Here is a 21,346-nt window from a genome sequence, read left to right on the forward strand (position 1 = left end):
GACCGGCATCGCGATGCCGTGGACGGATCAGGGAGCGGGGTCTGGCAGGTGGAGCTGCGAGGCGGCGGAGGGAGTCGACGCCATGGGGTCACCCCTGACGTGACCGGCAGGGCCCGCGAAACCGGTGGCGGCCACGCGAAACCCCCTGGCAACCAGGCCCGACGGACCAGCACAAGGACACCGATGTCTCAGCTCCGCGCACCGGCAGCACGCGCAGACCGCCGCGAGGGCGGCAGGCACGGGCGGCCGCCCGCCCGCCCCGTACCGGCGCTGCCCGAGACGCAGATACGGCCTCAACTCCTGCGTCTCGCCGTGCTCCCGCCGGTCGCGGTCGCCCTCAGCGCCAGCGCCGCTGTGCTGTTCACCGTGCGCTCCACCGGGGCGCAGCCCAGCCTCACCCTGTGGGGCGTGCTCGCCGGCGCGGTCTCGGTGACCTGCGTCGGGATCGCCATCGCCGCCGTGGCCGCCGACCGTGCCGCCAAGTCCGTGAGCGACCGGGTCGGCGCGCTGCGGCGGAGCAGCGCGCGCGGCGAGGCCGATCTGAAGGCCCTCGTCGAAGCGCTGCGGCGCGGCGAAGGACCGCCCCAGCGCAAGCCGCGCAGCGGACCCCCCGATGACGCCGACGACTTCGAACTGCTCGCCGCCGACCTGGCCCACGCACACGACGCCGCCGTCACCGCCGTCGTCCAGGCCGCACAGCTGTCCAGTCAGGCGGGCAGCGAGCAGAAGCTGGAGGTCTTCCTGAACCTCGCCCGGCGCCTCCAGTCGCTGGTGCACCGCGAGATCTCCATCCTCGACGAGCTGGAGAACGAGATCGAGGATCCCGACCTGCTCAAGGGCCTCTTTCACGTAGACCACCTCGCCACCCGCATCCGGCGCCACGCGGAGAACCTCGCCGTACTCGGCGGCGCCGTGTCGCGCAGGCAGTGGAGCAACCCGGTCTCCATGACCGAGGTGCTGCGCTCGGCCATCGCCGAGGTCGAGCAGTACTCGCGCGTCAAGCTCGTGCCGCCGATCGACGGCACCCTGCGCGGGCACGCCGTCGCCGACGTGATCCATCTGCTCGCCGAACTCGTGGAGAACGCCACGGTGTTCTCCGCCCCGCACACCCAAGTCCTGCTGCGCGCCAACCTGGTCACCTCCGGGCTCGCGGTCGAGGTCGAGGACCGCGGACTCGGCATGCCCGTCGGTGAGCAGAGCAAGATGAACGCCCTGCTCGCCGACCCCGACCAGGTCAATGTGGCCAGCCTGCTCGCCGACGGCCGCATCGGGCTGTTCGTCGTCTCCCAGCTCGCCCGGCGGCACGGCATCAACGTCCGCCTGCAGAACAACATTTACGGCGGTGTCCAGGCCGTACTCGTCGTGCCGCAGGGGTTGTTGGGTACGCATCCGGGCGCGCCGGGAGTCGTACGGCCGTCGCAGGAAACCGGTGGTGGTGGGGGAGCGGCCGTTCCGGCACAGCAGCATCCGCGGCCGGTGTCGGCACCGGCACCGGCACGCGACGCGGGGCAGCAGCGGATCGTGCCCTCGGCGCCGACCGTCGTGCCGCCCCGGCAGGCTCCTCGGGCCGCCGCCCCGATGCCGGACGGCGGCCCGCCGATGCCGTTGCCCGTGCGTGTCCACGAGGAGCGGCCCACTCCGGCCGAGGCACTGCCGGGCATCCGGCCCGAGGACCGTCCGCTCGTCGCCGAAAACACGGCCGCACCGCCCCTGCCGCGCACCGGCACCGTCCGCGGCACCATGGGCAAGCCCCAACTGCCCCGGCGCCGGGCCCAGGAACACATCGCCCCCCAACTCCGCGACGGACCGGCCCCACGCCAGCAGGACACGGACCACCTCGTCGGCCACGACCCCGGCCTCATGGCGGCCTTCCAACGCGGCATCGGGCTCGCGGAGGCACAGCAGCACAGGGAGCCGGGCTACATGGAGTCGGGCCACATGGAGTCGCGCGACATGGATTCGGGCCGCATGGAGCCGGGCCACATGGAGTTGCGCGACGTGGGTTCGGGCCACGTCGAGTCGGGCCACTTGGAGTCGGCCCGCATGGAGTCGGGCCACGTGCAGTCGCGCTACACGGACTCGGGCCGCATGGAGCCGGCGCACACGGACTCGGACCACAGAGACGTCCCGAACAGCAGCGCCTCCCTCTACATGGACTCGCCGCACATGGACTCACCACACAGGGAGTCCCGGCGCACGGACGCCACGTCCCTGGAGACTCCGGGCACGGTGTTCGGACACAGGGATACCGGGCCACACACGGTGTCCGGCCACATGGAGTCGGCACACATGGAACCGGTACGCACCGAGCCGACGCGCCTCGCGTCGGCCCGACCCGATGCGTCCCACGCAGATGCCGAACCCATGACCAGGGCCCACTCCATGGACGTACCGCCCATGGATCCGCCCCACACAACGGAAGCGCGCCGCGTGCCGCCCCGCTCGGACCAGCACACCACCACCCGGCACGACGGGAGCGCACCAGCCGGATGACCACCACCGCAGACACCCCCCTGCCCAACGCCACCCCCACCCCCACCCCAACCCCCAGCGCTCCCGCAGACCTTCGTACCTCAAGGAGTCGATCCACCATGGCGAGCGAAGCGCCGACCGGCCAGGTATCCGATCTCGACTGGCTGATGAGCGGCCTCGTGCAGCGCGTACCGCACACCAGCAGCGCGGTACTCCTGTCCTGTGACGGGCTTGTGAAGTCGGTCCACGGCCTCGACCCGGACAGCGCCGACCACATGGCCGCCCTGGCCTCCGGCCTCTACTCCCTCGGCCGCAGCGCAGGCGTCCGCTTCGGCGACGGCGGAGACGTGCGCCAGGTCGTCGTCGAACTCGACTCGACCCTGCTGTTCGTGACCACCGCCGGATCCGGCACGTGCCTCGCCGTGCTGGCCGGCCGTGAGGCCGACGCGGCGGTGCTCGGTTACGAGATGGCGATGCTGGTCAAGAGCGTCCGCCCTTACCTGATGACCGCGCCCCGTCAGCACGCCGTCGAATCCACGGCGTTGAGGCCTTGACCGTGGCGGCGGCCGGCGACGGGCCCTGGCTCGACGACGCGGCCGGTCGGCTGGTGCGCCCCTTCACGGTCAGCAACGGCCGCACCCGGCCCACTGTCGCGCTCGACCTCCTGTCGCAGGTGAGGGCCACCGGGGCCACCCCCCTCGGCTACCTCGGCCCCGAGCACGCGCAGGCCCTCGACCTGTGCCGCGCGCCCGTTTCGGTCGCCGAGGTCGCCGCCCATCTGAAGCTGCCGGCGGTGGTCACCAAGGTGCTGCTGTCCGACCTCGTCGACTGCGGGGCCCTGACCACCAAGCCACCCGAGTTCCACCACAACCCCACTGACCGGGCCCTTCTGGAGGCAGTGCTCGATGGACTACGACGACAGCTCTGACTACGACGAGGGCGCCGACGCCTTCCCCACCGCGCTCAAGATCCTGGTGGCGGGAGGGTTCGGGGTCGGCAAGACGACCTTCGTCGGCGCCGTCAGCGAGATCGCGCCGCTCAGCACGGAGGAGTTGCTCACCACGGTCAGCGCCGCGACCGACAACCTCGAAGGGATCGAGAACAAGGTCGAGACGACGGTGGCCATGGACTTCGGCCGCATCACCCTCGACCCGGAACATGTGTTGTACCTGTTCGGCACACCGGGACAGGAGCGGTTCTGGTTCATGTGGGACGAGCTCTCCGAGGGCGCCCTCGGAGCGATCATCCTCGCCGACACCCGCCGACTGGAGGACTGCTTCGCCGCCGTCGACTTCTTCGAGCAGCGCGGCATGGGCTTCATCGTCGCGATCAACGAGTTCGACGGCTCCCACCGCTACGACCCCCAGGAGGTACGCGCGGCCATCGACCTCGACCCGGAGATCCCCGTCGTGCGCTGCGACGCCCGGATCTCCAGCTCCGGCGTCCAGACCCTGCTGACCCTCGTACGCCACCTCATCGCCCACGCCCCGGCCCCCGCGCCGAGCCATGGCGCCCACATGTGATCCCCGCACACCCCACGGAGCCCGCCTATGAGCCATCCCCACAGCGACGGAGTGCGCCGATGAGCTACGACCCGCCGCGCCCGGCCGGTCGTCTGCTGCTCACGCCCGAGGACAAGGAGGCCCCCGCCCGGGCTGACCGGCTGCGTCGGCTGGGCCTGGGGGAGCGGACGGAGCCTGCCCTCGACGCGTTCGCGGACGGTCTCGCCGAGCTGACCGCGGCGCCGTACGCCATGGTCAACTTCATCGACGAGAACCGGCAGTTCTTCGCGGGCCTGCATCTTCCCGCCATCGATCCGTTCGTGAAGGGCGACGGCACCACTGTGGAGTTCGGCCGCTCCCTCCCGCGCGACCATGGGTTCTGCCCCCATGTGGTGGTCCGCCGCAAGGCGCTCGTCCTGGAGGACGTCTGCGACTATCCGCGGTTCGCCGGCAACCCCGTCGTCGACGAGTTCGGCATCCGCTCCTATCTCGGCGCACCGCTCATCGACCGCACGGGCATGGTGCTAGGCACCATCTGCGTCATCGACGTGGCACCGCGGCCCTGGGGGAGACCCGGCCTGGAGACCATCAAGTCGGCGGCGGCGGGTCTCGTCGCCCGGCTCGAGCGGCGGGAGGCCGACGGGCTTCCGGTGCTCTGACGGGTGCTCTGACGCCAGGTGTCCCGCCTGGTCGCCGCGCGGGTGTGAAGCGGAGCTGGGGCGCGGCTTAAGAAATCCTCGATGGACCGGGGACGGTGTCGTACGGCAGATTGCTGGGCGATTCCACCCCTCTCCCCGGATGCGGGCGCCTTCGGCATGCCCGGACCCGGGGTCGCACCGTCAGGAGCCGTAGCGTTGAAGGCGCTGGTCAAGGAAAAGGCGGAGCCCGGGCTGTGGCTCGCGGAAGTCCCCGAGCCCGCCGTGGGACCGGGCGACGTACTGATCAAGGTGCTGCGCACCGGCATCTGCGGCACCGACCTGCACATCCGGTCCTGGGACGGCTGGGCGCGGCAGGCGATCCGCACCCCGCTGGTCGTCGGGCACGAGTTCGTCGGCGAGGTCGTCGAGACCGGCCGGGACGTCACCGACATCGCGGCAGGCGACCGGGTCAGCGGCGAGGGCCACCTGGTGTGCGGGAAGTGCCGCAACTGCCTGGCCGGGCGGCGGCATCTGTGCCGGGCCACGATCGGTCTCGGCGTCGGACGGAACGGGGCGTTCGCCGAGTACGTGGCGCTGCCCGCCGCCAATGTATGGGTGCACCGTGTGCCCGTGGACCTCGATGTCGCCGCGATCTTCGACCCGTTCGGCAACGCCGTGCACACCGCCCTGTCCTTCCCGTTGGTCGGCGAGGACGTCCTGATCACGGGCGCCGGCCCGATCGGTCTGATGGCCGCGGCGGTGGCCCGGCACGCCGGCGCGCGGAACGTCATGATCACGGACGTCAGCGAGGAACGCCTCGAACTGGCCCGCAAGATCGGAGTCAGCCTCGCGCTCGATGTCTCCGACACGACGATCGCCGACGGCCAGCGCCGACTCGGGCTGCGCGAGGGCTTCGACATCGGCCTGGAGATGTCCGGTCGTCCCGAGGCGATGCGCGGCATGATCGCGAACATGACGCACGGCGGGCGGATCGCGATGCTCGGCCTGCCGTCCCAGGAGTTCCCGGTCGACTGGGCCCGGATCGTCACCTCGATGATCACCGTCAAGGGCATCTACGGCCGCGAGATGTTCGAGACCTGGTACGCGATGTCGGTGCTGCTGGAAGGCGGCCTCGACCTCGCGCCCGTCATCACCGGCCGCTACGGCTACCGCGACTTCGAGGCGGCGTTCGCCGATGCGGCGAGCGGCCGCGGCGGCAAGGTCATCCTCGACTGGACCTCGTAACTCCCTTACAGCTTCAGGAGCTTCAGCCATGTTCGACTCCGTGCGCGACGACCTCCGCGCCACCCTCGACGAGATCCGTGCCGCCGGGCTGCACAAGCCCGAGCGGGTGATCGGCACCCCGCAGTCGGCGACCGTGCACGTCAGCGCGGGCGGCCGCCCCGGGGAGGTGCTCAACTTCTGCGCCAACAACTACCTCGGCCTCGCCGACCACCCGGAGGTCGTGGCCGCCGCTCACGCGGCTCTGGACCGCTGGGGCTACGGCATGGCCTCCGTGCGCTTCATCTGCGGCACGCAGGAGGTGCACAAGGAGCTGGAGGCACGGCTGTCGGCGTTCCTCGGCCAGGAGGACACGATCCTGTACTCCTCCTGCTTCGACGCCAACGGCGGCGTGTTCGAGACGCTGCTCGGCGCGGAGGACGCGGTGATCTCCGACGCCCTCAACCATGCCTCGATCATCGACGGCATCCGCCTGTCCAAGGCCCGCCGCTTCCGCTACGCCAACCGCGATCTGGCCGACCTGGAACGCCAGTTGAAGGAGGCGCAGTCCGCCCGGCGCAGGCTGATCGTCACCGACGGCGTCTTCTCCATGGACGGCTATGTGGCCCCGCTGCGCGAGATCTGCGACCTGGCCGACCGCTACGACGCGATGGTCATGGTCGACGACTCGCACGCCGTCGGCTTCGTCGGCCCGACCGGCCGAGGCACTCCCGAGCTGCACGGCGTCATGGACCGCGTCGACATCATCACCGGCACCCTCGGCAAGGCGCTCGGCGGCGCCTCCGGCGGCTACGTCGCCGCACGCGCCGAGATCGTCGCCCTGCTGCGGCAGCGCTCACGGCCGTACCTCTTCTCGAACACGCTTGCCCCGGTGATCGCGGCGGCCTCACTGAAGGTGCTCGACCTGCTGGAGGCAGCGGACGACCTCCGGGTCCGGCTCACCGAGAACACCGCGCTGTTCCGCCGCCGGATGACCGAGGAGGGCTTCGACATCCTCACCGGCGACCATGCGATCGCCCCCGTCATGATCGGTGACGCCTCCGTCGCCGGGCGGCTGGCGGAGCTGCTGCTGGAGCGCGGGGTGTATGTGATCGGCTTCTCCTACCCGGTCGTACCGCAGGGGCAGGCCCGTATCCGTGTCCAGCTGTCCGCCGCGCACTCGACGGCGGATGTGAACCGTGCGGTCGACGCCTTCGTCGCGGCGCGCGCGGACCTGGGAGAATCGGACGCATGATCGAGGCGCGGCGGCTCCACATCCTCCGTGCGGTGGCCGACCACCGCACGGTGACGGCGGCTGCCGCCGCGCTCTATCTCACCCCCTCCGCCGTCTCCCAGCAGCTGACGGCGCTGGAGCAGGAGACGGGCCACCGGCTGGTGGAGCGCGGCGCGAAGGGCGTACGGCTCACTCCGGCCGGCGAGATCCTGCTCAGCCACACCAACGTGGTCCTCGCCCAGCTGGAGCGCGCCGAGGCGGAACTGGCCGCGTACAGCTCGGGAGCCGCCGGCACGGTGACCGTCGCCTCCTTCGCGACCGGCATCGTCCTGGTCGTCGCGCCCGCGGTGGCCCGCCTCGCCATGACGGCGCCCGGCATCCGCATCCGCGTGCAGGACGCCGAGGGCGACGCCAGCCTGCCGATGGTGCTGGACCGGCAGGTCGATGTCGCGGTCGCCGTCGAGTACCGCGGAGCGCCGCCCGCCGACGACCCGCGGCTGGCCCATGTGCCGCTGTACGCCGAGCCGTTCGACGCGGTGGTCCCGGTCAGCCACCGGCTGGCGGACGCCGAGGAGGTGCCGCTGGCGGAGCTGGCGAAGGACCCGTGGATCGGCCCGTACCCCGGCAACCCATGCCACGACGTCGTTGTCCTCGCCTGCGAGAGCGCGGGATTCCAGCCCCGCCTGGAGCACTCCTCGGACGACTTCCGCGCCGTCGTCGCCCTCGCCTCGGCCGACGCGGGCGTGGCGCTCGTACCCCGTTCCGCACTGCACGGCATGGACCTCACGGGCGTGGTGGTCCGCCCGGTCGACGGGGTCGCGCCCACCCGCCGGGTCTTCGCGGCCGTACGGCGGGGAGCGGAGGAGCATCCGCTGATCCGTCCGGTGCTGGACGCGTTGGGAGCGGTGGCCCAGGGCTGAGGGCCCACCGGGTTCTCATGTATGGGCTTCTCATATATGGGATAGCATCCCGAATATGAAACAGGTCGAAGCCGCGCCCGACCCCGTGGACGTCCGCCTCGGTGCCCGCCTCGCCGAGCTGCGGTCCGAACGGGGCTGGTCCCTAGGGGAGTTGGCGGAGCGCAGCGGAGTGAGCCGGTCGACGCTGTCGCGCGCCGAGCGCGCCGAGATCAGCCCCACCGCATCCCTCCTCAACCGCCTCTGCGCCGTCTACGGGCGGACCATGTCCCAGCTGCTCAGCGAGGTCGAGCAGGAGCCCGCGCTGCTGGTGCGGGCGGCCGAGCAGCAGGTGTGGGAGGACCGGTCCTCCGGCTTCGTACGGCGTTCCGTGTCCCCGCCGCACGCCGGGCTGCGCGGCGAACTCGTCGAGGGGCGGCTCGCCGCGGGCGCCGACATCGCGTACGACCGGCCGCCCGTGCCGGGACTGGAGCAGCACATCTGGGTGCTGGAGGGGGCCTTGGAGGTGACCGCGCAGGACGTGGAGCACCGGCTCGATACGGGTGACTGCCTGCGGCTGCGGGTGTGGGGGCCGACGCGGTTCCGGTGCGCCGACGCCGAGGAGGTCCGGTATGTGCTGGCGGTGGTGCTGCCGTGACCGTCATGCGCTGGGACGCGGATCAACTGCTCGCGGCGATCGAGGAGTTGGCCGACCTGCTCACCGACACCGTGCACTCAGGCGCCTCCATCGGCTTCCTCGCGCCGCTCGACCGCGCGGCGGCCGTGGCGTGGTGGACGGAGTGGGCCGCCAACGTCGCCGCCGGGCGACTCGCGGTGTGGGTCGCGCGTGAGGAGGGCGGCCGGGTGGTCGGCACCGTCAGCCTGGCCTTCCCCGACAAGCCCAACAGCCGTCACCGCGCCGAACTGGTCAAGCTGATGGTGCACCGGGACGCGCGGGGGCAGGGCCTGGGCCGTACGCTCCTGGGCACCGCGGAAAGGGCGGCAGCCGAAGCGGGCATCACCCTCCTCCACCTCGACACCGAGACAGACAGCCTCGCCGAACGCCTCTACCGCTCGGCCGGCTGGACCCGGCTCGGCGCGATACCCGACTACGCGGCGAGCCCGGCCGGGGTGCTGCGGCCGACGACCATCTACTTCAAGCAGGTCGGAGCGGGCACTCTCACCTGCTGAATGTCAGTGGGAGCCGCTACCGTGCGTTCCATGCCGGATGCCGAAGACGTACGACGGATCTCCCTGTCCTTGCCGGACACGACGGAGAAGATCGCCTGGAGCATGCCCACGTTCCGGGTCGCGGGGAAGATGTTCGCCACGCTGCCCGAGGAGGAGACCTCCATCGCCGTGCGCTGCCCCAAGGAGGAGCGCGACGAACTGGTCCTGGCCGAGCCGGAGAAGTTCTGGATCGCCGAGCACGAGGCGATGTTCGCCTGGGTCCGGGTCCGGCTCGCCGCGCTGGAGGACGAGGGGGAGTTGCGGGACATCCTCGCCGACTCCTGGCGCCAGGCTGCGCCGACCCGACTGCTTGAGGCTTACCCGGAGTTGGGGCCGCCGGCGGTGGACTAAGTGCTCTGCGGGAAGTGCGGCGCTCTGTCGTCAGTCGTCTGCGGGTCCGTCGTGGCTGGTCGCGCCCGCGCGGCGGAGCCGCATATCGACACAGCCCCGCGCCCCTTTGGGGCGCTGCCGAACCGCAGCCGACTTCGCCAAGTCCGCTTAGAGGCCCATGAACCCCGTGATCCGCTTCCGCAGCGACCCGGCGTCCAGTCCGTGCGCGGCGACATGTTCCTCGAGACTGCCGTAGCGCCGCAGCTCACGGCGGCCGACGCCCAGGCCCAGGACACGGTGGGGTACGTCGGCGAGCGCGTCGTTCGCGGCGGCGGTCGACGTGCCCGCGAGGTAGGGCTCGACGAGGACGACATCGGTACCGGCGGCCTCCGTGGCCCGGCGCAGCGAGTCCGTGTCGAAGGGCCGTACGGTCGTCGCGTACAGGACGGTCAGGTCGAGGCCCTCGGTGGCGTCCAGCACGGCGTCGAGCATCGGCCCCACGGCGACGACGACACCGGAGCGGCCCTCGCGGACGGTGACGAAGCGTGCCCCGTCGACCGGGCGTCCGGCCGCGTTCGACTGGACGGACAGCCGGACGTACACCTTGTCGTCACCGGCGCCGACCGCATGCCGCAGCAGTGTCTCGGCCTCGTCGGGATGCCCCGGCACATGGACGGTCCACCCGTCGAGGGTGTCGAGGAGCGCCACATCGCCGGGCGCCATGTGCGTGTACCCACCGGCCGGCCAGTCGAAGGACGCGGCGGCGCTCACCAGCACCGCACCGACGTCCTGATGCCCGAGGTCCAGCTTCACCTGCTCGAAGGGTCGTTCCACGAGAAAGCTGGCGAAGGTGTGCACGATCGGCCGCATCCCGGTGAGCGCCAGGCCCGCGCCCGCCCCGACCAGGAGCTGCTCGCGGATACCGACGTCGATCACCCGGTCGGGATGCCTGCGCCGCACCTCCGCGAAACTGGCCGAGCCGATCACGGCGAGAACGACCGCGACGCGCGGATCCTCGTCGAGCAGCCGCGAGGCGACGGGAGCGAAACGGTCACGCATGGTGTCCATGGAGTTCGAGCCCTTCTGTTGAGTCCGGAGTGGGGCGTGAGTTCGGCGGGGGCGTGCGTTCGGAGCGGGCGTGTGCGGGTGGCGCTCAGGCGTACGCCGGCTCGACGCGGGCCACGACCACGTGCGGGCGACCCGGGTGCGGGGTGGTGCAGGCGGTGTACAGCGCCTCGTGGTCGCGTCCGTCGACCGTGACCGCCGACCAACCCGCGACCTCGAAACGGGCGGCGATCCCGCCGGGCCGCGCGTAGGTGGCGGACGCGTTGTCGATGACGACGGTGTGGAGCCGCTCCAGACCGGCCGGTCCGGCGAAGGCGATCGCCTCGTGATTGCTGCCCTCGTCCAGCTCGGCGTCGCCGACAAGCGTCCAGACCCGCGGCTCGTCGAGCCCCTGCGCGCGCAGCCCCAGCGCTGTACCGACGGCGATCGGCAGCCCGTGCCCCAGCGAACCGCTGCCGATCTCCGCCCCCGGCACGAGCACCCGGTCGGGGTGATGGCCGAGCGGGGAGTCGTACGAGCCGAAGCCCGGCAGCCAGTCCACGGGCACGAAGCCCTTCGCGGCCAGGACCGCGTAGTACGCCATTGGCCCGTGCCCCTTGGACAGCAGGAACCGGTCCCTCTCCGGGTCCTCCATCAGCTCCGGGCGCACCCGCAGCACCCGGTCGTAGAGCACCCACAGCGCATCCAGTGTGGACGTCGCCGCAGGTCCGTGCTTCTCGTCGCCCGACATCAGGCTCATGAGCCGGGGCAGGTCCGCGTAGCCGTACGTACGCCTGTCTTCCTCGGTGGTCGTCATGCCGACGATCGTGCAACCTCGACCAAACTTGAGGTCAAATGCGGCCCTGTGCGAGGCGCCCCGGATAAACGAGTGCGCGACCATCTGTCCAAGTGCGGTATTGTTTCCATGCGCGTTCGGCCACGGGAAATCCCAGGTCAGACGGGCACCGGGACGTGGCGCAGCTTGGTAGCGCACTTGACTGGGGGTCAAGGGGTCGCAGGTTCAAATCCTGTCGTCCCGACGGTGTGAAGGGTCTTCGCAGGCGAGAGCCTGTGGGGGCCCTTTTCGTGTGGGTCGTTTCCGGCGTCGGGGCTGAGCATGCCGCTCATCGGCACCTTTACTCGGAGGCCGGCGAAGGTGCCGCTACGCGCTGCTGACCAACCTCGCCCCGGTCTCTGCCTGGTCGGCCTGCAGGGCGCCCGACCAGACCCTGGTACCTGGATCCATCCACCCTCATCTGCGAAGTACGGGACGAGTCGGAGAATCCGGTTCAGCGGTGGGCGTCTTGGCCGACGGGGCGGATGAGGATCTCGTTGACGTCGACGGTGGCCGGTTGGGTTACGGCATAAAGGACCGCGCGGGCGATGTCGCCGGGTTCGAGTTTCGGGTCGTGGGCGCGTTCGGACGGGATGCCGCCGGTGTCGACCAGGCCGGGCTGGACAAGGGTGACGCGGACGCCGGTGCCGACGCACTCGGCGCGGATGTTCTGGGCGAGGCCGTTGACCGCCCATTTCGTGGCGGAGTAGAGGTTGCCCGGTCGTACCCCCCGGCCGGCGGCCGATCCGGTGAATACGAGGTGACCGCCGGAGGCGACCAGGGCGGGCAGCGCGGCACGTGCCGTCAGAGCAGGTCCGTAGACGTTGGCGAGCACCATGTCCCGCCACTGGTCGGGCGGTGCGCCCCGGGTGCCGAGGAAGCTCGTGACCACACTGGAGCCGGCGTTGGCGAAGGCAACGTCCAGTCGGCCCCAGGTGTCCTGGACCTGGCGGACGAGTCCGCTGACCTGGTCCCAGTCGGTGACGTCGCAGGCAACCGGCAGGACTCTGTCGGGGCCGCCCAGCTGTGCGGCAAGTTCGGTCACGGAGTGGTGGGTTCGCGCGGCGAGGACCACGCGGTATCCGGAGTCGGCTGCCAGTCGGGCGGTGGCGGCCCCGATGCCTCGGGAGGCTCCGGTGATCAGGAAGACGGGATCGTTCATGCACGTCAGATTACTCATCACGGACGCAACCGGTCTAGACCACTGTGCTAAGTTTTGCCACCTGCCAGCGAAGGGGAAATCCGTGGACTTCGCGGCCCCGAAGTCGTCACGGAGTCGTCTGGTCCAACAGCAGCAGGGTGGAGTGGTGACGCGGCAGCCCGTGCTCCGTGTTCCCCGGCCAGTAGGTGCCGATCTTCACCCCGGCGTGCGTCGCGGACGCGGATGGCTTGAGCGTGAACTGGTTGCGCGGATCCGATCCGTGCACGGCCAGACTGGGAAAGACCGTGCCGTCCACCGTGGCGGCGAAGGCGGCCTGGGCCGCTTCCAGAGCCAGCTCCTCGTCCACGAGCGCGGCGGTCTGTTCCTCGGTGATGTGCAGCAGGCCGCGCGCGGTCGGTGGGCGGGCCGGGCCGGAGGAGGCAGCGGACACTGGGTCGGCGGTCGATCCGGTGGCAGTCATCAGGGCCCTTTACTTGGTGTAGTTGTAGACGGTCGCTCGGGACACGCCGAGCAGGTCGGCGATGGTCTGCGCTGCGTCGCGCGAGTCGAAGTAGCCGTCTTGGTGGAGCTGTCGCACCAGCGCCTTCTTGTCCTCCCGGCTCAGCGACCGGGGGGTGGCGGCGCGCTCCGCGGCCAGTGCCTCCACCGCCTGGCGCAGCTCGCGCGCGTTGCGGGCCCGCAGCGTCTCCAGAGGCTGGTCAGGGTGCTCGGTGTCCGTGGCCACCAGGTTCGACAACGCCAGCGTCATCGGTGACAGGACGGACACGTCGAGGTTCAGGCAGAGAGCCGCGATGTATTCGCCCGCGGTGTTCTTGATGCCGATGGATGTGCTCTTCACCGGGCGGCCATCGGGAAACTGGTTGGGGTAGTTCTGGATGACGCTCGGGTAGTCGGGGTCCTCGATGCGGGCGAGGCCCAACTCCGTGACGGAGTCCCCGATCTTGCGGCCCGAGAGGTTGTTCTCGATCGCCCGGATCGCATGCTGCGGATCGCGCAGATCATGCAGAACCACCTCGCACAGACCCGGGAACATGCGGCCCAGCACGACCGCGATCTTCAGGACCCTCACGCCCTTGTCCAGTTCGTGCGCGCCGTGGGTTCGTTGAAGTGGCGCGGGCGGGCTACTTCGCCGATGTCTGGCCGCGGTTCGCCAACGCATACGTGTGAAGGATTTCGGGCCACTGAGGCGGCTGGGGCGCCCTGCGCCCGTAACCACCGCCCCGAGCTTACCGACAAATTGCGCCGAATCGGCCCCGAGTGCGGCCCAGTTGGTACTGCGTCCACGCCTCCGGATTGCCGGTCCAGGCACCCCGGAGGCATCCCGTCATCACAGGTCAGAGGGCATGACCTCGTCGGCGAGGCGGGCGTAGTAGGTGAACGAGATGTGGATCAAACTTCAAAGGTTAAGCACAAATTACACACGTACCCCTCTCCGGACGGGGTTCGATGGTCTAGATTGACCTTGCTTCACATGCGGGACACGAGCCGACAAATGACGATCTATAGGTCTGCCGCTATGGACCCGAGAGGGACTTTGGGTGCGGGGAGCATCCGGGGGTTCCGCGGGGCGGATTGATCACGTAGCGCGGCAGTGACCGGAATGTCATGCGCGGGGCTGGAGCCGCCCGCGAGGAGGGAACAGCGCGGCGGGGGGCGGGGGGCCTCCCGAGGGGAGGAAGCATGCGGGAGGCGGGGGCCTCCCGGGGGGAGGGACGGTGTTTGGCGACCACGTCGTATCACTGGGGACCGGGGGGGTTCTGTGCGACAGGGGGGATTGATCGACCCGTTTTCGTCGGCGCGGGGAGGTCTGGCGAGTGAGGCCATCAGCCAGCCGGCGACCGAATGGGAACAGCGCTACCGCCGGGCCGTGATCACCAGCGACACGGTGGCCACCGCCCTGGTGGTAGCGGCGATAGGCAACTTCTTCGGGGTCCGGGACGCGGCCGACTGGCACGAGAAATGGGGGATTCTCGCCTTCGGCACGGAGCTGCTGGTGCTGGGAGCGTTGGCGGTGAGCCGGTCGTGGGCTCCGGCCGTGCTCGGCCAGGGTGCCGAGGAATTCCGCCGGCTCGGACGCGCGCTGTTCGCGGCGACCGTCGTACTGGCACTCGGCGGGATAGCCCTCACCTCACGCAACATCAAGCTCTGGATCTTCGTCGCGATCCCCGCGATCGCGCTCGTCACCATGACCGCCCGGTATCTGCTCCGTATACGGCTGCACAGACAGCGGAACGAAGGACGGTGCCTGAGACCGGTGCTCGCTGCCGGGAGCCCGGACACCGTGCGCGACCTCATCAATCGAACCCGCAAATTCCCGCACCTCGGCTGGCGGGTGGAGGCGGTGTGCACGACGGACGGTCGCGGGCTCGACGGTGACCACGTGGACGGAGTGCGGGTCGTCGGCCGACTGGCGGACGTCGCCAAGCACGTCCGCCACGACGGCTACCGGGTCGTCGCGGTCACACCGGACCCGTACTGGACACCGCACCGGCTGCAGCGGCTGGCCTGGAACCTCGAGGGCAGCGACGCCGAGATGATCGTGGCCCCCGTGCTGATGGAGGTGGCAGGACCGCGGCTGCATGTCGACGCGGTGCTCGGAATACCGCTGCTGCGGGTCAGCATGCCGACCTTCACCGGGGGGCGGCGGGCGGTCAAGGAGGTCGCCGACCGGATGGGCGCGGCGGTGCTGCTGGTGCTGTTCGCGCCGCTGATGGTGCTGGTCGGACTGCTCGTGGTGGCGGACAGCCGGGGCGGGGTGTTCTACCGCCAGCGCAGGGTCGGCAAGGACGGCCGCGAGTTCACGATGTTCAAGTTCCGCACCATGGTCGCCGGGGCGCACGGAGCCCGTGCCGCGCTGGCCGACCTCAACGAGGGTGCGGGGCTGCTGTTCAAGCTTCGCCGGGATCCGCGGGTGACCCGGGTGGGGGCGGTGCTGCGCCGGTACTCGATCGACGAGCTCCCGCAGCTCTTCAACGTGCTCTCCGGGTCGATGTCGCTCGTCGGTCCGCGGCCTCCGCTGCCGGAGGAGTGCGCCGCGTACGGCCCGGACATCCGGCGGCGGCTGCTGGTCAAGCCCGGGCTCACCGGCCTGTGGCAGATCAGCGGACGCAGCGACCTGCCGTGGGAGGAGGCGGTCCGCCTCGACCTGCGGTACGTGGAGGACTGGTCGCTCGCCCTCGACGCGGTGATCTTGTGGAAGACGCTACGCGCGGTGCTTCACGGGCAGGGGGCCTACTGATGCGCGAGGGGTGTCGTTCGGTGCGTGCGCGGACCGCAGGCCACATGGGCCTGCGTGGGGGGAAGGACGAATCATGAAGGTCAGCGTTTTCGGGCTCGGCTACGTGGGCTGTGTGTCGGCCGCGTGCCTGGCCAGCATGGGTCACGAGGTCATCGGCGTGGACGTGAACCAGGTGAAGGTCGACCTGGTCAACGACGGCAAGGCCCCGGTGGTCGAGGAGCGGATCGGCGAGCTCATCGCCGAGGTCGTGCGGACCGGTGCCTTAAGAGCCACCGACGACGTCCGCGAGGCGATCATGGGCAGCGAGGTGTCGCTGGTCTGCGTGGGCACGCCTTCGGAGCCCAACGGCAGCCTGTGCACGACGTACTTGGAGCGGGTCACCGAGGAGATCGGTGCCGCGCTGGCCGAGCGGGGCGGGCGGCACACCGTCGTGTTCCGCAGCACCATGCTCCCGGGCACCTGCCTGAACCTGCTGGTACCGATCCTGGAGAAGTACGTCGGCGGCACCGCCGGGGTGGACATCGGGGTCGCCGTCAACCCGGAGTTCCTGCGCGAGGGCACGAGCGTGAAGGACTTCTTCGACCCGCCCAAGACCGTCATCGGCGAACTCGACCCGGCCAGCGGCGACGCGGTGCTGGCCCTGTACGACGGCCTGCCCGGCGAGGTGTTCCGGGTGCCGGTCCCGACCGCCGAGGCGATCAAGTACGCGGACAACGCGTTCCACGGCCTCAAGATCGGCTTCGCGAACGAGCTGGGCGCGGTGTGCCAGGCGCTCGGAGTGGACTCGCACCAGGTGATGGACGTGTTCCTGGCCGACCGCAAGCTGAACATCAGCCCCGCCTACCTGCGGCCCGGCTTCGCCTTCGGTGGCTCCTGCCTGCCCAAGGACCTGCGCAGCCTGGTTTACGCGGCGCAGCGGGCCGACATCTCGGTGCCCATCCTCGCCCACGTGCTGCCCTCCAACTCCGCCCACCTGCAGCGCGCGGTGGAGCTGGTCGAGCGCACGGGCAAGCGCCGAATAGGCATGTTCGGGCTGTCCTTCAAACCCGGCACCGACGACCTCCGCGAGAGCCCGCTCGTCGAGCTGGCGGAGAGACTCTTCGGCAAGGGGTACGACCTCAAGATCTACGACGCCAACGTGAGCCTCTCCCGGCTGATGGGCGCGAACCGCGAGTACATCGAGACCCGGCTGCCGCACCTCGCGCAGCTGCTCGCGGACTCCGTCGACGAGGTGCTCGAGCACGCCGAGGTGTGCCTGGTCGGAACCAGGGATACGGCGGTGCTGTCGGCGCTGCCCCATGGCGACGGCCCGGTGATCGTCGACCTCATCCACCTTCCCGACGCCGAAGCGCGGCGGGCCGAACCGGGGTACGTGGGCCTTGCTTGGTAACACATCGTTCGATGACACAGCCCGCGGCGACGGGTCGAAGCGACGCGCGTTGATCCTGGTGGAGAACCTGTCGGTGCCGTTCGACCGGCGGGTGTGGCAGGAGTGCACGACACTGCGCGACGCGGGCTGGGAAGTGCACGTCATCTGTCCCCGCGGGGAGAAGCGCGACACGGAGCCGGAGGCCGTGATCGACGGGGTGCGGATCCACCGCTACCCGTTGCGCGCGGCCACCGGAGGACCGGCCGGCTACCTCAAGGAGTACGGAACGGCGCTCTGGCACACGGCCCGGCTGGCCCGCAAGGTCGGCCCGGTCGACGTGGTCCACGCCTGCAACCCGCCGGACCTGCTGTTCCTGCCCGCGCTGTGGCTGAAGCGGCGCGGCGCGCGGTTCGTCTTCGACCAGCACGACCTGGTACCCGAGTTGTACCTCTCCCGGTTCGACCGCGGCGAAGACCTGCTCTACCGCGCCGTGTGCGCGCTGGAACGGCGGACCTACCGGGCCGCGGACATCGTCCTCGCCACGAACGAGAGCTACCGGGACGTCGCGATACGCCGCGGCGGCCGGCGTCCTGAGGACGTGTTCGTGGTGCGCAGCGCGCCCGCGATCGAGCGGTTCCAACCGGTGCCGCCCGAACCGGAGTTGAAGCGCGGCAAGCCTCATCTGCTGTGCTACCTCGGCGTCATGGGCCCTCAGGACGGCGTCGACTACGCCCTGCGGGCCCTCGCGAAACTGCGCGACGAGCTCGGGCGGACCGACTGGCACGCGGTGTTCGTCGGCTCCGGCGACGCCTTCGACGCGATGGTGGAGCTGTCCCGGCAGCTCGGGCTCTCCGAACAGGTGCAGTTCACCGGGCGCATACCGGACGCCGACCTGGTGCGCTACCTGTCCACCGCGGACGTGTGCCTTTCCCCCGACCCGCGCAATCCGCTCAACGACGTGTCGACCATGAACAAGGTCCTGGAGTACATGGCGATGGGCCGGCCGATCGTCTCCTTCGACCTGAAGGAGGCGCGCGTCTCCGCCGATGACGCCGCCGTCTACGCGTCCGCCAACGACGAGGCCGAGTTCGCCAAGCTCATCACGCTGCTCCTGGACGACCCGGAGAAGCGGGCCCGGATGGGCGAGATCGGCCAGGAGCGGATCAGCGGGCCGCTCTCCTGGCGGAACTCGCAGGCGTCGCTGCTCGCCGCCTACGCCGCTGCCTGCCGTGACCACGCTCCGGTGTCGGCGGGCAACCCGGTCCGGACGGGGAGGAGGCCGCGCCGATGAGCGATGACACAGTTCGCCTGGTCACGGTCGGGCGGATCTTCCGACGGCGCTGGCGGCTCCTCGCCGTCCTCGCCGTGGTGGGCGCGCTCGTCGGCTACGGCACCTCCTTGCTGATTCCGCCGAAATACACGACGTCGGCATCGGTGCTGCTGCCGGGGGCGTGGGAGGAGCGCGAGCTGCTGACGCAGACAGAGATCGCGACCAGTTCGGCGGTGGTCGACCGCGCGGCCGCCAAGCTCGACTGGAGTGGCGTCAGCGGCAGGGAGCTGCGAGAACGAGTGAGCGCCAAGGCCGGCGACGGGAACATCGTCAAGATCTCGGGTACGGCCGACACTCCGGAGCGCGCACAGCGGCTCTCGGACGAGGTGGCCAAGCAGTTCGTCGCATTCGTCGCGCGGATCGCGGGGGACAGCACCGCGGCGGGGCCCGAGGCACTGCGGAAGCAGGTGGAGCAGACCAACCGCCGCATCACCGAACTGGCCAATGCGACCGATCCGGGGCAGACCGTGGAGAGCGTGCAGGCCCGCACCCAGCTCGAGCAACTGCGCACCTCGCTGGAGGAGGCCATGACCAAGCTGGCCGAGGCCGACCCGGCGGCCGCCAAGGCCAGCCTGGTCGTCATGGGGCCGGCGGTCCGGCCGACCGGTGAGGCCCCGCCGACGAGGACGCAGCTGACGGTCGCCGGGGCGGTGCTGTTCTTCCTGCTCGCGGTCATCGGCCATCTCGCGGCCGCACGGGCCAGCCGCCGACTGCGCACCGAACCGGAGATCGCCGCCGCGCTGGGCTCGGCGCTGCTGGGCACCGTCGACGTGCCTGGTGAACGGTCCGCGGACCGGCCGGAAGACCGTGGCCCGCGGGCCTTGATCCGCCGGCTGCTGGGCGTCGACACCCGGTGGGACATACCGACCCCGCGGAGATCCGGCGACGAGGCCAGCAGGCGGATCCGCTACCGGCGGGTGTGCGCTCGCCTCCGGGAAAGGCTGCCGGCCCCCCGGCGGTTGCTGGTGGTCGTACCGGACGGCGACGAGATCGCCCGCCGGGCCGCCGGGCAGCTCGTCACCGAAGCCGGGAGCGATCCGCTGCTTCGGGTGGTGGAGGTGTCGGTGTCCCAGCCGTTGGTGCCGGACCGCGTCAGGGAGAACGGTGCCCTGGTGGTGCTCAGCGCGGGCAGTTGGACCGCGGCGGAGCTCACCGGCATAGCCGAGGCGTGTACGGACGGCAAGCATCAGGTCGTCGGCTTCGTCGTCGCCGGCACCGTCGTCGCCGGCACGGTCCAGGCCCGTCCGACGCCGTCTGCCGGCCGGACGCCGGATGACGCCACTCTGGCGTTCGCGGTTCGCGGCCCCGCGCCGGGAGGTTCGTAGTGATGACGAGCACAACGTCCGAGTCGTCGGCAACCGCTCCGCTGTTCGACCTACAGGGCCTGGTGGTGGCGGTGCGCAGGCGCCGCCGCCTCTGGTGCTCCCTGGCGCTGCTGGGGCTGCTGCTCGGCGCGGCGGTGGCGGTGCTGCTGCCGGCGCCGCCGACCGCGGTGACCACGGTGCTGGTCGCGCATCAGGACGACCAGCCGAACGACCCCGGAACGCTGATCCGCACCGACGTCGAGCTGCTGCAGACCACGCGGGTCGCCGACCAGGCCCTCAAGTCCCTCAACGACTCGGAACGCCCGGTCGACTTCATGCGGGACTACCGTGGTACCGGCTTGACCAACAACCTCTTGCAGATCAACGTGACGGGTGACAGCGACGCTCAGGCGGTGGCCCGGGCCAAGGCGCTGGCCGACGCGTTCATCGCGGACCATCTGACGCGGATACGGGAAGCGGCGAACGCCGAGGCCGAGGCCCTGCTCGACCGGCGCGACCGCTTGCGGGACGAGCTCGCCAAGGTCAACGAGGAAATCGGAGACCAGCCTCAGGAAGGCGACCCGTCAGCGTCGGCTGACCTCGAGTCGCTCTTCGACCGCCGGGCCAAGCTCACCTCGCAGATCGGCGACTACGACGAGCGCGCCGAGGAGGCGCGCATCGGCACGCCCCAGCTCATCGCCCGTACGCAGATCGTGGACGGCCCACGCACGGTGCGGCATTCCCTGCCCAAGGCCGTTGCCACCAACGCCGCGATCGGCCTGGTCGTCGGGCTCGCCCTCGGGCTCGCCCTTGCCGCGGTCCGCACGGTCGTGGCCGACCGCCCCGTGCTGCGCCGGGACATCGCGGCGAACCTGGGCGCCTCGGTCATCGCCGAGCTGCCCCGCCGGTCGGGCAGGCTGTGGCAGCGCCGACGGACGCGGGTGACACGCGAACGGCTCACCGCGCACCTGGCCCGTACCGTGCGCGGCTCCGCGGCAGCGGAACCGGTGTCGCTGCTGGAACTGGGCTGTGCGCGCAGCGCGAGCGTGATCGCCCTGCACCTCGGCCGGGCCCTGGCGGCGGAGGGGCCGGCGGTCATCATCGACGGTCTGCCCGGCCCGCAGCTCGCGGAGCGCCGCCAGAAACCGGGAGACCCCACCGTGGTCAGCGGCGAGCGTGCCGCGGCCGTGCCGCATCAGCAACTCCGGATCGGCGTCGGCTCGGTGGCGCCCGGCACCGCGTGGACCGACCTCCGGTACCTCGGTACCCGGACCGTGCTGGTCGTACGGGCCGGACACGGCAGCGCCGCATGGCTGCACACCGTGGCGCGGCAGCTCGCGGACCAGCGCATCCCGGTGCTCGGCGTGGTGCTGATCGACCCCGATCCGCGGGACCGGACCGACGGCACGCTGTGGGACGGGCCGTACACCGCGCTGCGCGGCCGCGGCGAGACACCGGCCCGGCAGAACGGCACGGGCCGGACGGAGCGGCTGCCGGTGTGGGCCGCAAAGGGCCCGGACAACGACCAGGAAGCGCGGTAG

General features: G+C 70.8%; 20 protein-coding genes, 1 tRNA gene and 1 pseudogene. 17 read left to right on the forward strand and 5 right to left on the reverse strand.

All coding sequences use genetic code 11. The annotated features are described in order from the left end of the window. Positions 1–183: 183 nt before the first annotated feature. From KCH48_RS18460 to KCH48_RS18510, 11 genes and pseudogenes are all read left to right on the forward strand, one after another. Positions 184–1,914: pseudogene (locus KCH48_RS18460) on the forward strand (ATP-binding protein); the annotation flags it as partial. A gap of 677 nt (positions 1,915–2,591) precedes the next feature. Beyond that, positions 2,592–3,026, forward strand: a complete 435-nt coding sequence (locus KCH48_RS18465; protein WP_210575418.1) for a roadblock/LC7 domain-containing protein — start codon at positions 2,592–2,594, stop codon at positions 3,024–3,026. A gap of 2 nt (positions 3,027–3,028) precedes the next feature. After that, positions 3,029–3,400 carry a DUF742 domain-containing protein gene (locus tag KCH48_RS18470; RefSeq protein ID WP_210575524.1) on the forward strand — a complete coding sequence of 124 codons (372 nt, stop codon included), beginning with the start codon at positions 3,029–3,031 and terminating at the stop codon, positions 3,398–3,400. Next, positions 3,378–3,995, forward strand: a complete 618-nt coding sequence (locus KCH48_RS18475) for an ATP/GTP-binding protein (protein ID WP_210575420.1) — start codon at positions 3,378–3,380, stop codon at positions 3,993–3,995. Before KCH48_RS18470 ends, KCH48_RS18475 begins: the two co-directional genes overlap by 23 nt. Before the next feature lie 59 nt (positions 3,996–4,054). After that, on the forward strand, positions 4,055–4,633 hold the full coding sequence (locus KCH48_RS18480) for a GAF domain-containing protein (protein ID WP_210575421.1): 579 nt from the start codon (positions 4,055–4,057) through the stop codon (positions 4,631–4,633). A 195-nt stretch (positions 4,634–4,828) separates the two neighbouring features. After that, positions 4,829–5,857, forward strand: a complete 1,029-nt coding sequence (gene tdh, locus KCH48_RS18485; protein WP_210575422.1) for an L-threonine 3-dehydrogenase — start codon at positions 4,829–4,831, stop codon at positions 5,855–5,857. 28 nt (positions 5,858–5,885) lie between these two features. Continuing rightward, positions 5,886–7,088 carry a glycine C-acetyltransferase gene (locus KCH48_RS18490; protein WP_210575423.1) on the forward strand — a complete coding sequence of 401 codons (1,203 nt, stop codon included), beginning with the start codon at positions 5,886–5,888 and terminating at the stop codon, positions 7,086–7,088. Beyond that, the gene (locus KCH48_RS18495; RefSeq protein WP_210575424.1) at positions 7,085–7,987 is read left to right on the forward strand and encodes a LysR family transcriptional regulator; all 903 of its coding nucleotides are present in this window, start codon (positions 7,085–7,087) and stop codon (positions 7,985–7,987) included. The genes KCH48_RS18490 and KCH48_RS18495 overlap by 4 nt, the downstream gene beginning before the upstream one ends. Before the next feature lie 55 nt (positions 7,988–8,042). Further along, positions 8,043–8,621 (forward strand): helix-turn-helix domain-containing protein, encoded by a 579-nt coding sequence (locus KCH48_RS18500; RefSeq protein WP_210575425.1) that lies wholly within the window; start codon positions 8,043–8,045, stop codon positions 8,619–8,621. A 5-nt stretch (positions 8,622–8,626) separates the two neighbouring features. Further along, on the forward strand, positions 8,627–9,154 hold the full coding sequence (locus KCH48_RS18505) for a GNAT family N-acetyltransferase (protein ID WP_210575525.1): 528 nt from the start codon (positions 8,627–8,629) through the stop codon (positions 9,152–9,154). 30 nt (positions 9,155–9,184) lie between these two features. After that, positions 9,185–9,544, forward strand: coding sequence for an MmcQ/YjbR family DNA-binding protein (locus KCH48_RS18510; protein WP_210575427.1), 360 nt, complete (start codon positions 9,185–9,187; stop codon positions 9,542–9,544). Positions 9,545–9,691: 147 nt separating this feature from the next. Here the strand turns inward: KCH48_RS18510 and KCH48_RS18515 are convergent, their stop codons facing one another. Further along, a complete protein-coding gene (locus KCH48_RS18515) occupies positions 9,692–10,591 on the reverse strand; it encodes a transketolase family protein (RefSeq protein WP_210575429.1) in 900 nt (299 codons plus the stop codon). Positions 10,592–10,676: 85 nt separating this feature from the next. Then, a complete protein-coding gene (locus tag KCH48_RS18520; RefSeq protein ID WP_210575430.1) occupies positions 10,677–11,384 on the reverse strand; it encodes a transketolase in 708 nt (235 codons plus the stop codon). A 149-nt stretch (positions 11,385–11,533) separates the two neighbouring features. Here KCH48_RS18520 and KCH48_RS18525 point away from each other — a divergent pair. Next, positions 11,534–11,607 (forward strand) — tRNA-Pro (locus tag KCH48_RS18525). A 249-nt stretch (positions 11,608–11,856) separates the two neighbouring features. On the opposite strand, the gene KCH48_RS18530 is transcribed toward KCH48_RS18525, so the two are convergent. The 3 genes from KCH48_RS18530 to KCH48_RS18540 all read right to left on the reverse strand — a co-directional run bounded on the left by KCH48_RS18530 (position 11,857) and on the right by KCH48_RS18540 (position 13,633). After that, positions 11,857–12,564 carry an SDR family oxidoreductase gene (locus tag KCH48_RS18530; protein WP_210575431.1) on the reverse strand — a complete coding sequence of 236 codons (708 nt, stop codon included), beginning with the start codon at positions 12,562–12,564 and terminating at the stop codon, positions 11,857–11,859. A 106-nt stretch (positions 12,565–12,670) separates the two neighbouring features. After that, a complete protein-coding gene (locus tag KCH48_RS18535) occupies positions 12,671–13,024 on the reverse strand; it encodes a hypothetical protein (RefSeq protein WP_246885470.1) in 354 nt (117 codons plus the stop codon). A gap of 9 nt (positions 13,025–13,033) precedes the next feature. Next, entirely contained in the window at positions 13,034–13,633 is a 600-nt protein-coding gene (locus tag KCH48_RS18540) for a PAS domain-containing protein (RefSeq protein WP_307840900.1), read from the reverse strand. A 690-nt stretch (positions 13,634–14,323) separates the two neighbouring features. Here KCH48_RS18540 and KCH48_RS18545 point away from each other — a divergent pair. The 5 genes from KCH48_RS18545 to KCH48_RS18565 all read left to right on the forward strand — a co-directional run bounded on the left by KCH48_RS18545 (position 14,324) and on the right by KCH48_RS18565 (position 21,346). Continuing rightward, complete coding sequence (locus KCH48_RS18545; protein WP_210575433.1) at positions 14,324–15,802, forward strand: sugar transferase; 1,479 nt, start codon at positions 14,324–14,326, stop codon at positions 15,800–15,802. A 73-nt stretch (positions 15,803–15,875) separates the two neighbouring features. Then, positions 15,876–17,192: a nucleotide sugar dehydrogenase gene (locus KCH48_RS18550; RefSeq protein ID WP_210575435.1), complete on the forward strand. Its 1,317-nt coding sequence runs from the start codon at positions 15,876–15,878 to the stop codon at positions 17,190–17,192. Next, positions 17,182–18,462: a glycosyltransferase family 4 protein gene (locus tag KCH48_RS18555; protein ID WP_210575437.1), complete on the forward strand. Its 1,281-nt coding sequence runs from the start codon at positions 17,182–17,184 to the stop codon at positions 18,460–18,462. The genes KCH48_RS18550 and KCH48_RS18555 overlap by 11 nt, the downstream gene beginning before the upstream one ends. Continuing rightward, positions 18,459–19,826, forward strand: coding sequence for a Wzz/FepE/Etk N-terminal domain-containing protein (locus KCH48_RS18560; protein ID WP_210575438.1), 1,368 nt, complete (start codon positions 18,459–18,461; stop codon positions 19,824–19,826). The genes KCH48_RS18555 and KCH48_RS18560 overlap by 4 nt, the downstream gene beginning before the upstream one ends. Continuing rightward, complete coding sequence (locus KCH48_RS18565; RefSeq protein ID WP_210575439.1) at positions 19,826–21,346, forward strand: Wzz/FepE/Etk N-terminal domain-containing protein; 1,521 nt, start codon at positions 19,826–19,828, stop codon at positions 21,344–21,346. The genes KCH48_RS18560 and KCH48_RS18565 overlap by 1 nt, the downstream gene beginning before the upstream one ends.

Origin of the sequence: Streptomyces sp. GESEQ-4, assembly GCF_017948455.1 — a bacterium.
Classification (GTDB): domain Bacteria; phylum Actinomycetota; class Actinomycetes; order Streptomycetales; family Streptomycetaceae; genus Streptomyces.

Excerpts from the sequence above, each read along its gene's own strand:
- KCH48_RS18465 (WP_210575418.1), top strand. The coding sequence starts at position 2,592 with ATGGCGAGCGAAGCGCCGACCGGCCAGGTATCCGATCTCGACTGGCTG.
- KCH48_RS18475 (WP_210575420.1), top strand. The coding sequence starts at position 3,378 with ATGGACTACGACGACAGCTCTGACTACGACGAGGGCGCCGACGCCTTC.
- KCH48_RS18480 (WP_210575421.1), top strand. The coding sequence starts at position 4,055 with ATGAGCTACGACCCGCCGCGCCCGGCCGGTCGTCTGCTGCTCACGCCC.
- KCH48_RS18490 (WP_210575423.1), top strand. The coding sequence starts at position 5,886 with ATGTTCGACTCCGTGCGCGACGACCTCCGCGCCACCCTCGACGAGATC.
- KCH48_RS18495 (WP_210575424.1), top strand. The coding sequence starts at position 7,085 with ATGATCGAGGCGCGGCGGCTCCACATCCTCCGTGCGGTGGCCGACCAC.
- KCH48_RS18500 (WP_210575425.1), top strand. The coding sequence starts at position 8,043 with ATGAAACAGGTCGAAGCCGCGCCCGACCCCGTGGACGTCCGCCTCGGT.
- KCH48_RS18505 (WP_210575525.1), top strand. The coding sequence starts at position 8,627 with ATGCGCTGGGACGCGGATCAACTGCTCGCGGCGATCGAGGAGTTGGCC.
- KCH48_RS18510 (WP_210575427.1), top strand. The coding sequence starts at position 9,185 with ATGCCGGATGCCGAAGACGTACGACGGATCTCCCTGTCCTTGCCGGAC.
- KCH48_RS18515 (WP_210575429.1), bottom strand. The coding sequence starts at position 10,591 with ATGGACACCATGCGTGACCGTTTCGCTCCCGTCGCCTCGCGGCTGCTC.
- KCH48_RS18520 (WP_210575430.1), bottom strand. The coding sequence starts at position 11,384 with ATGACGACCACCGAGGAAGACAGGCGTACGTACGGCTACGCGGACCTG.
- KCH48_RS18530 (WP_210575431.1), bottom strand. The coding sequence starts at position 12,564 with ATGAACGATCCCGTCTTCCTGATCACCGGAGCCTCCCGAGGCATCGGG.
- KCH48_RS18535 (WP_246885470.1), bottom strand. The coding sequence starts at position 13,024 with ATGACTGCCACCGGATCGACCGCCGACCCAGTGTCCGCTGCCTCCTCC.
- KCH48_RS18550 (WP_210575435.1), top strand. The coding sequence starts at position 15,876 with ATGAAGGTCAGCGTTTTCGGGCTCGGCTACGTGGGCTGTGTGTCGGCC.
- KCH48_RS18560 (WP_210575438.1), top strand. The coding sequence starts at position 18,459 with ATGAGCGATGACACAGTTCGCCTGGTCACGGTCGGGCGGATCTTCCGA.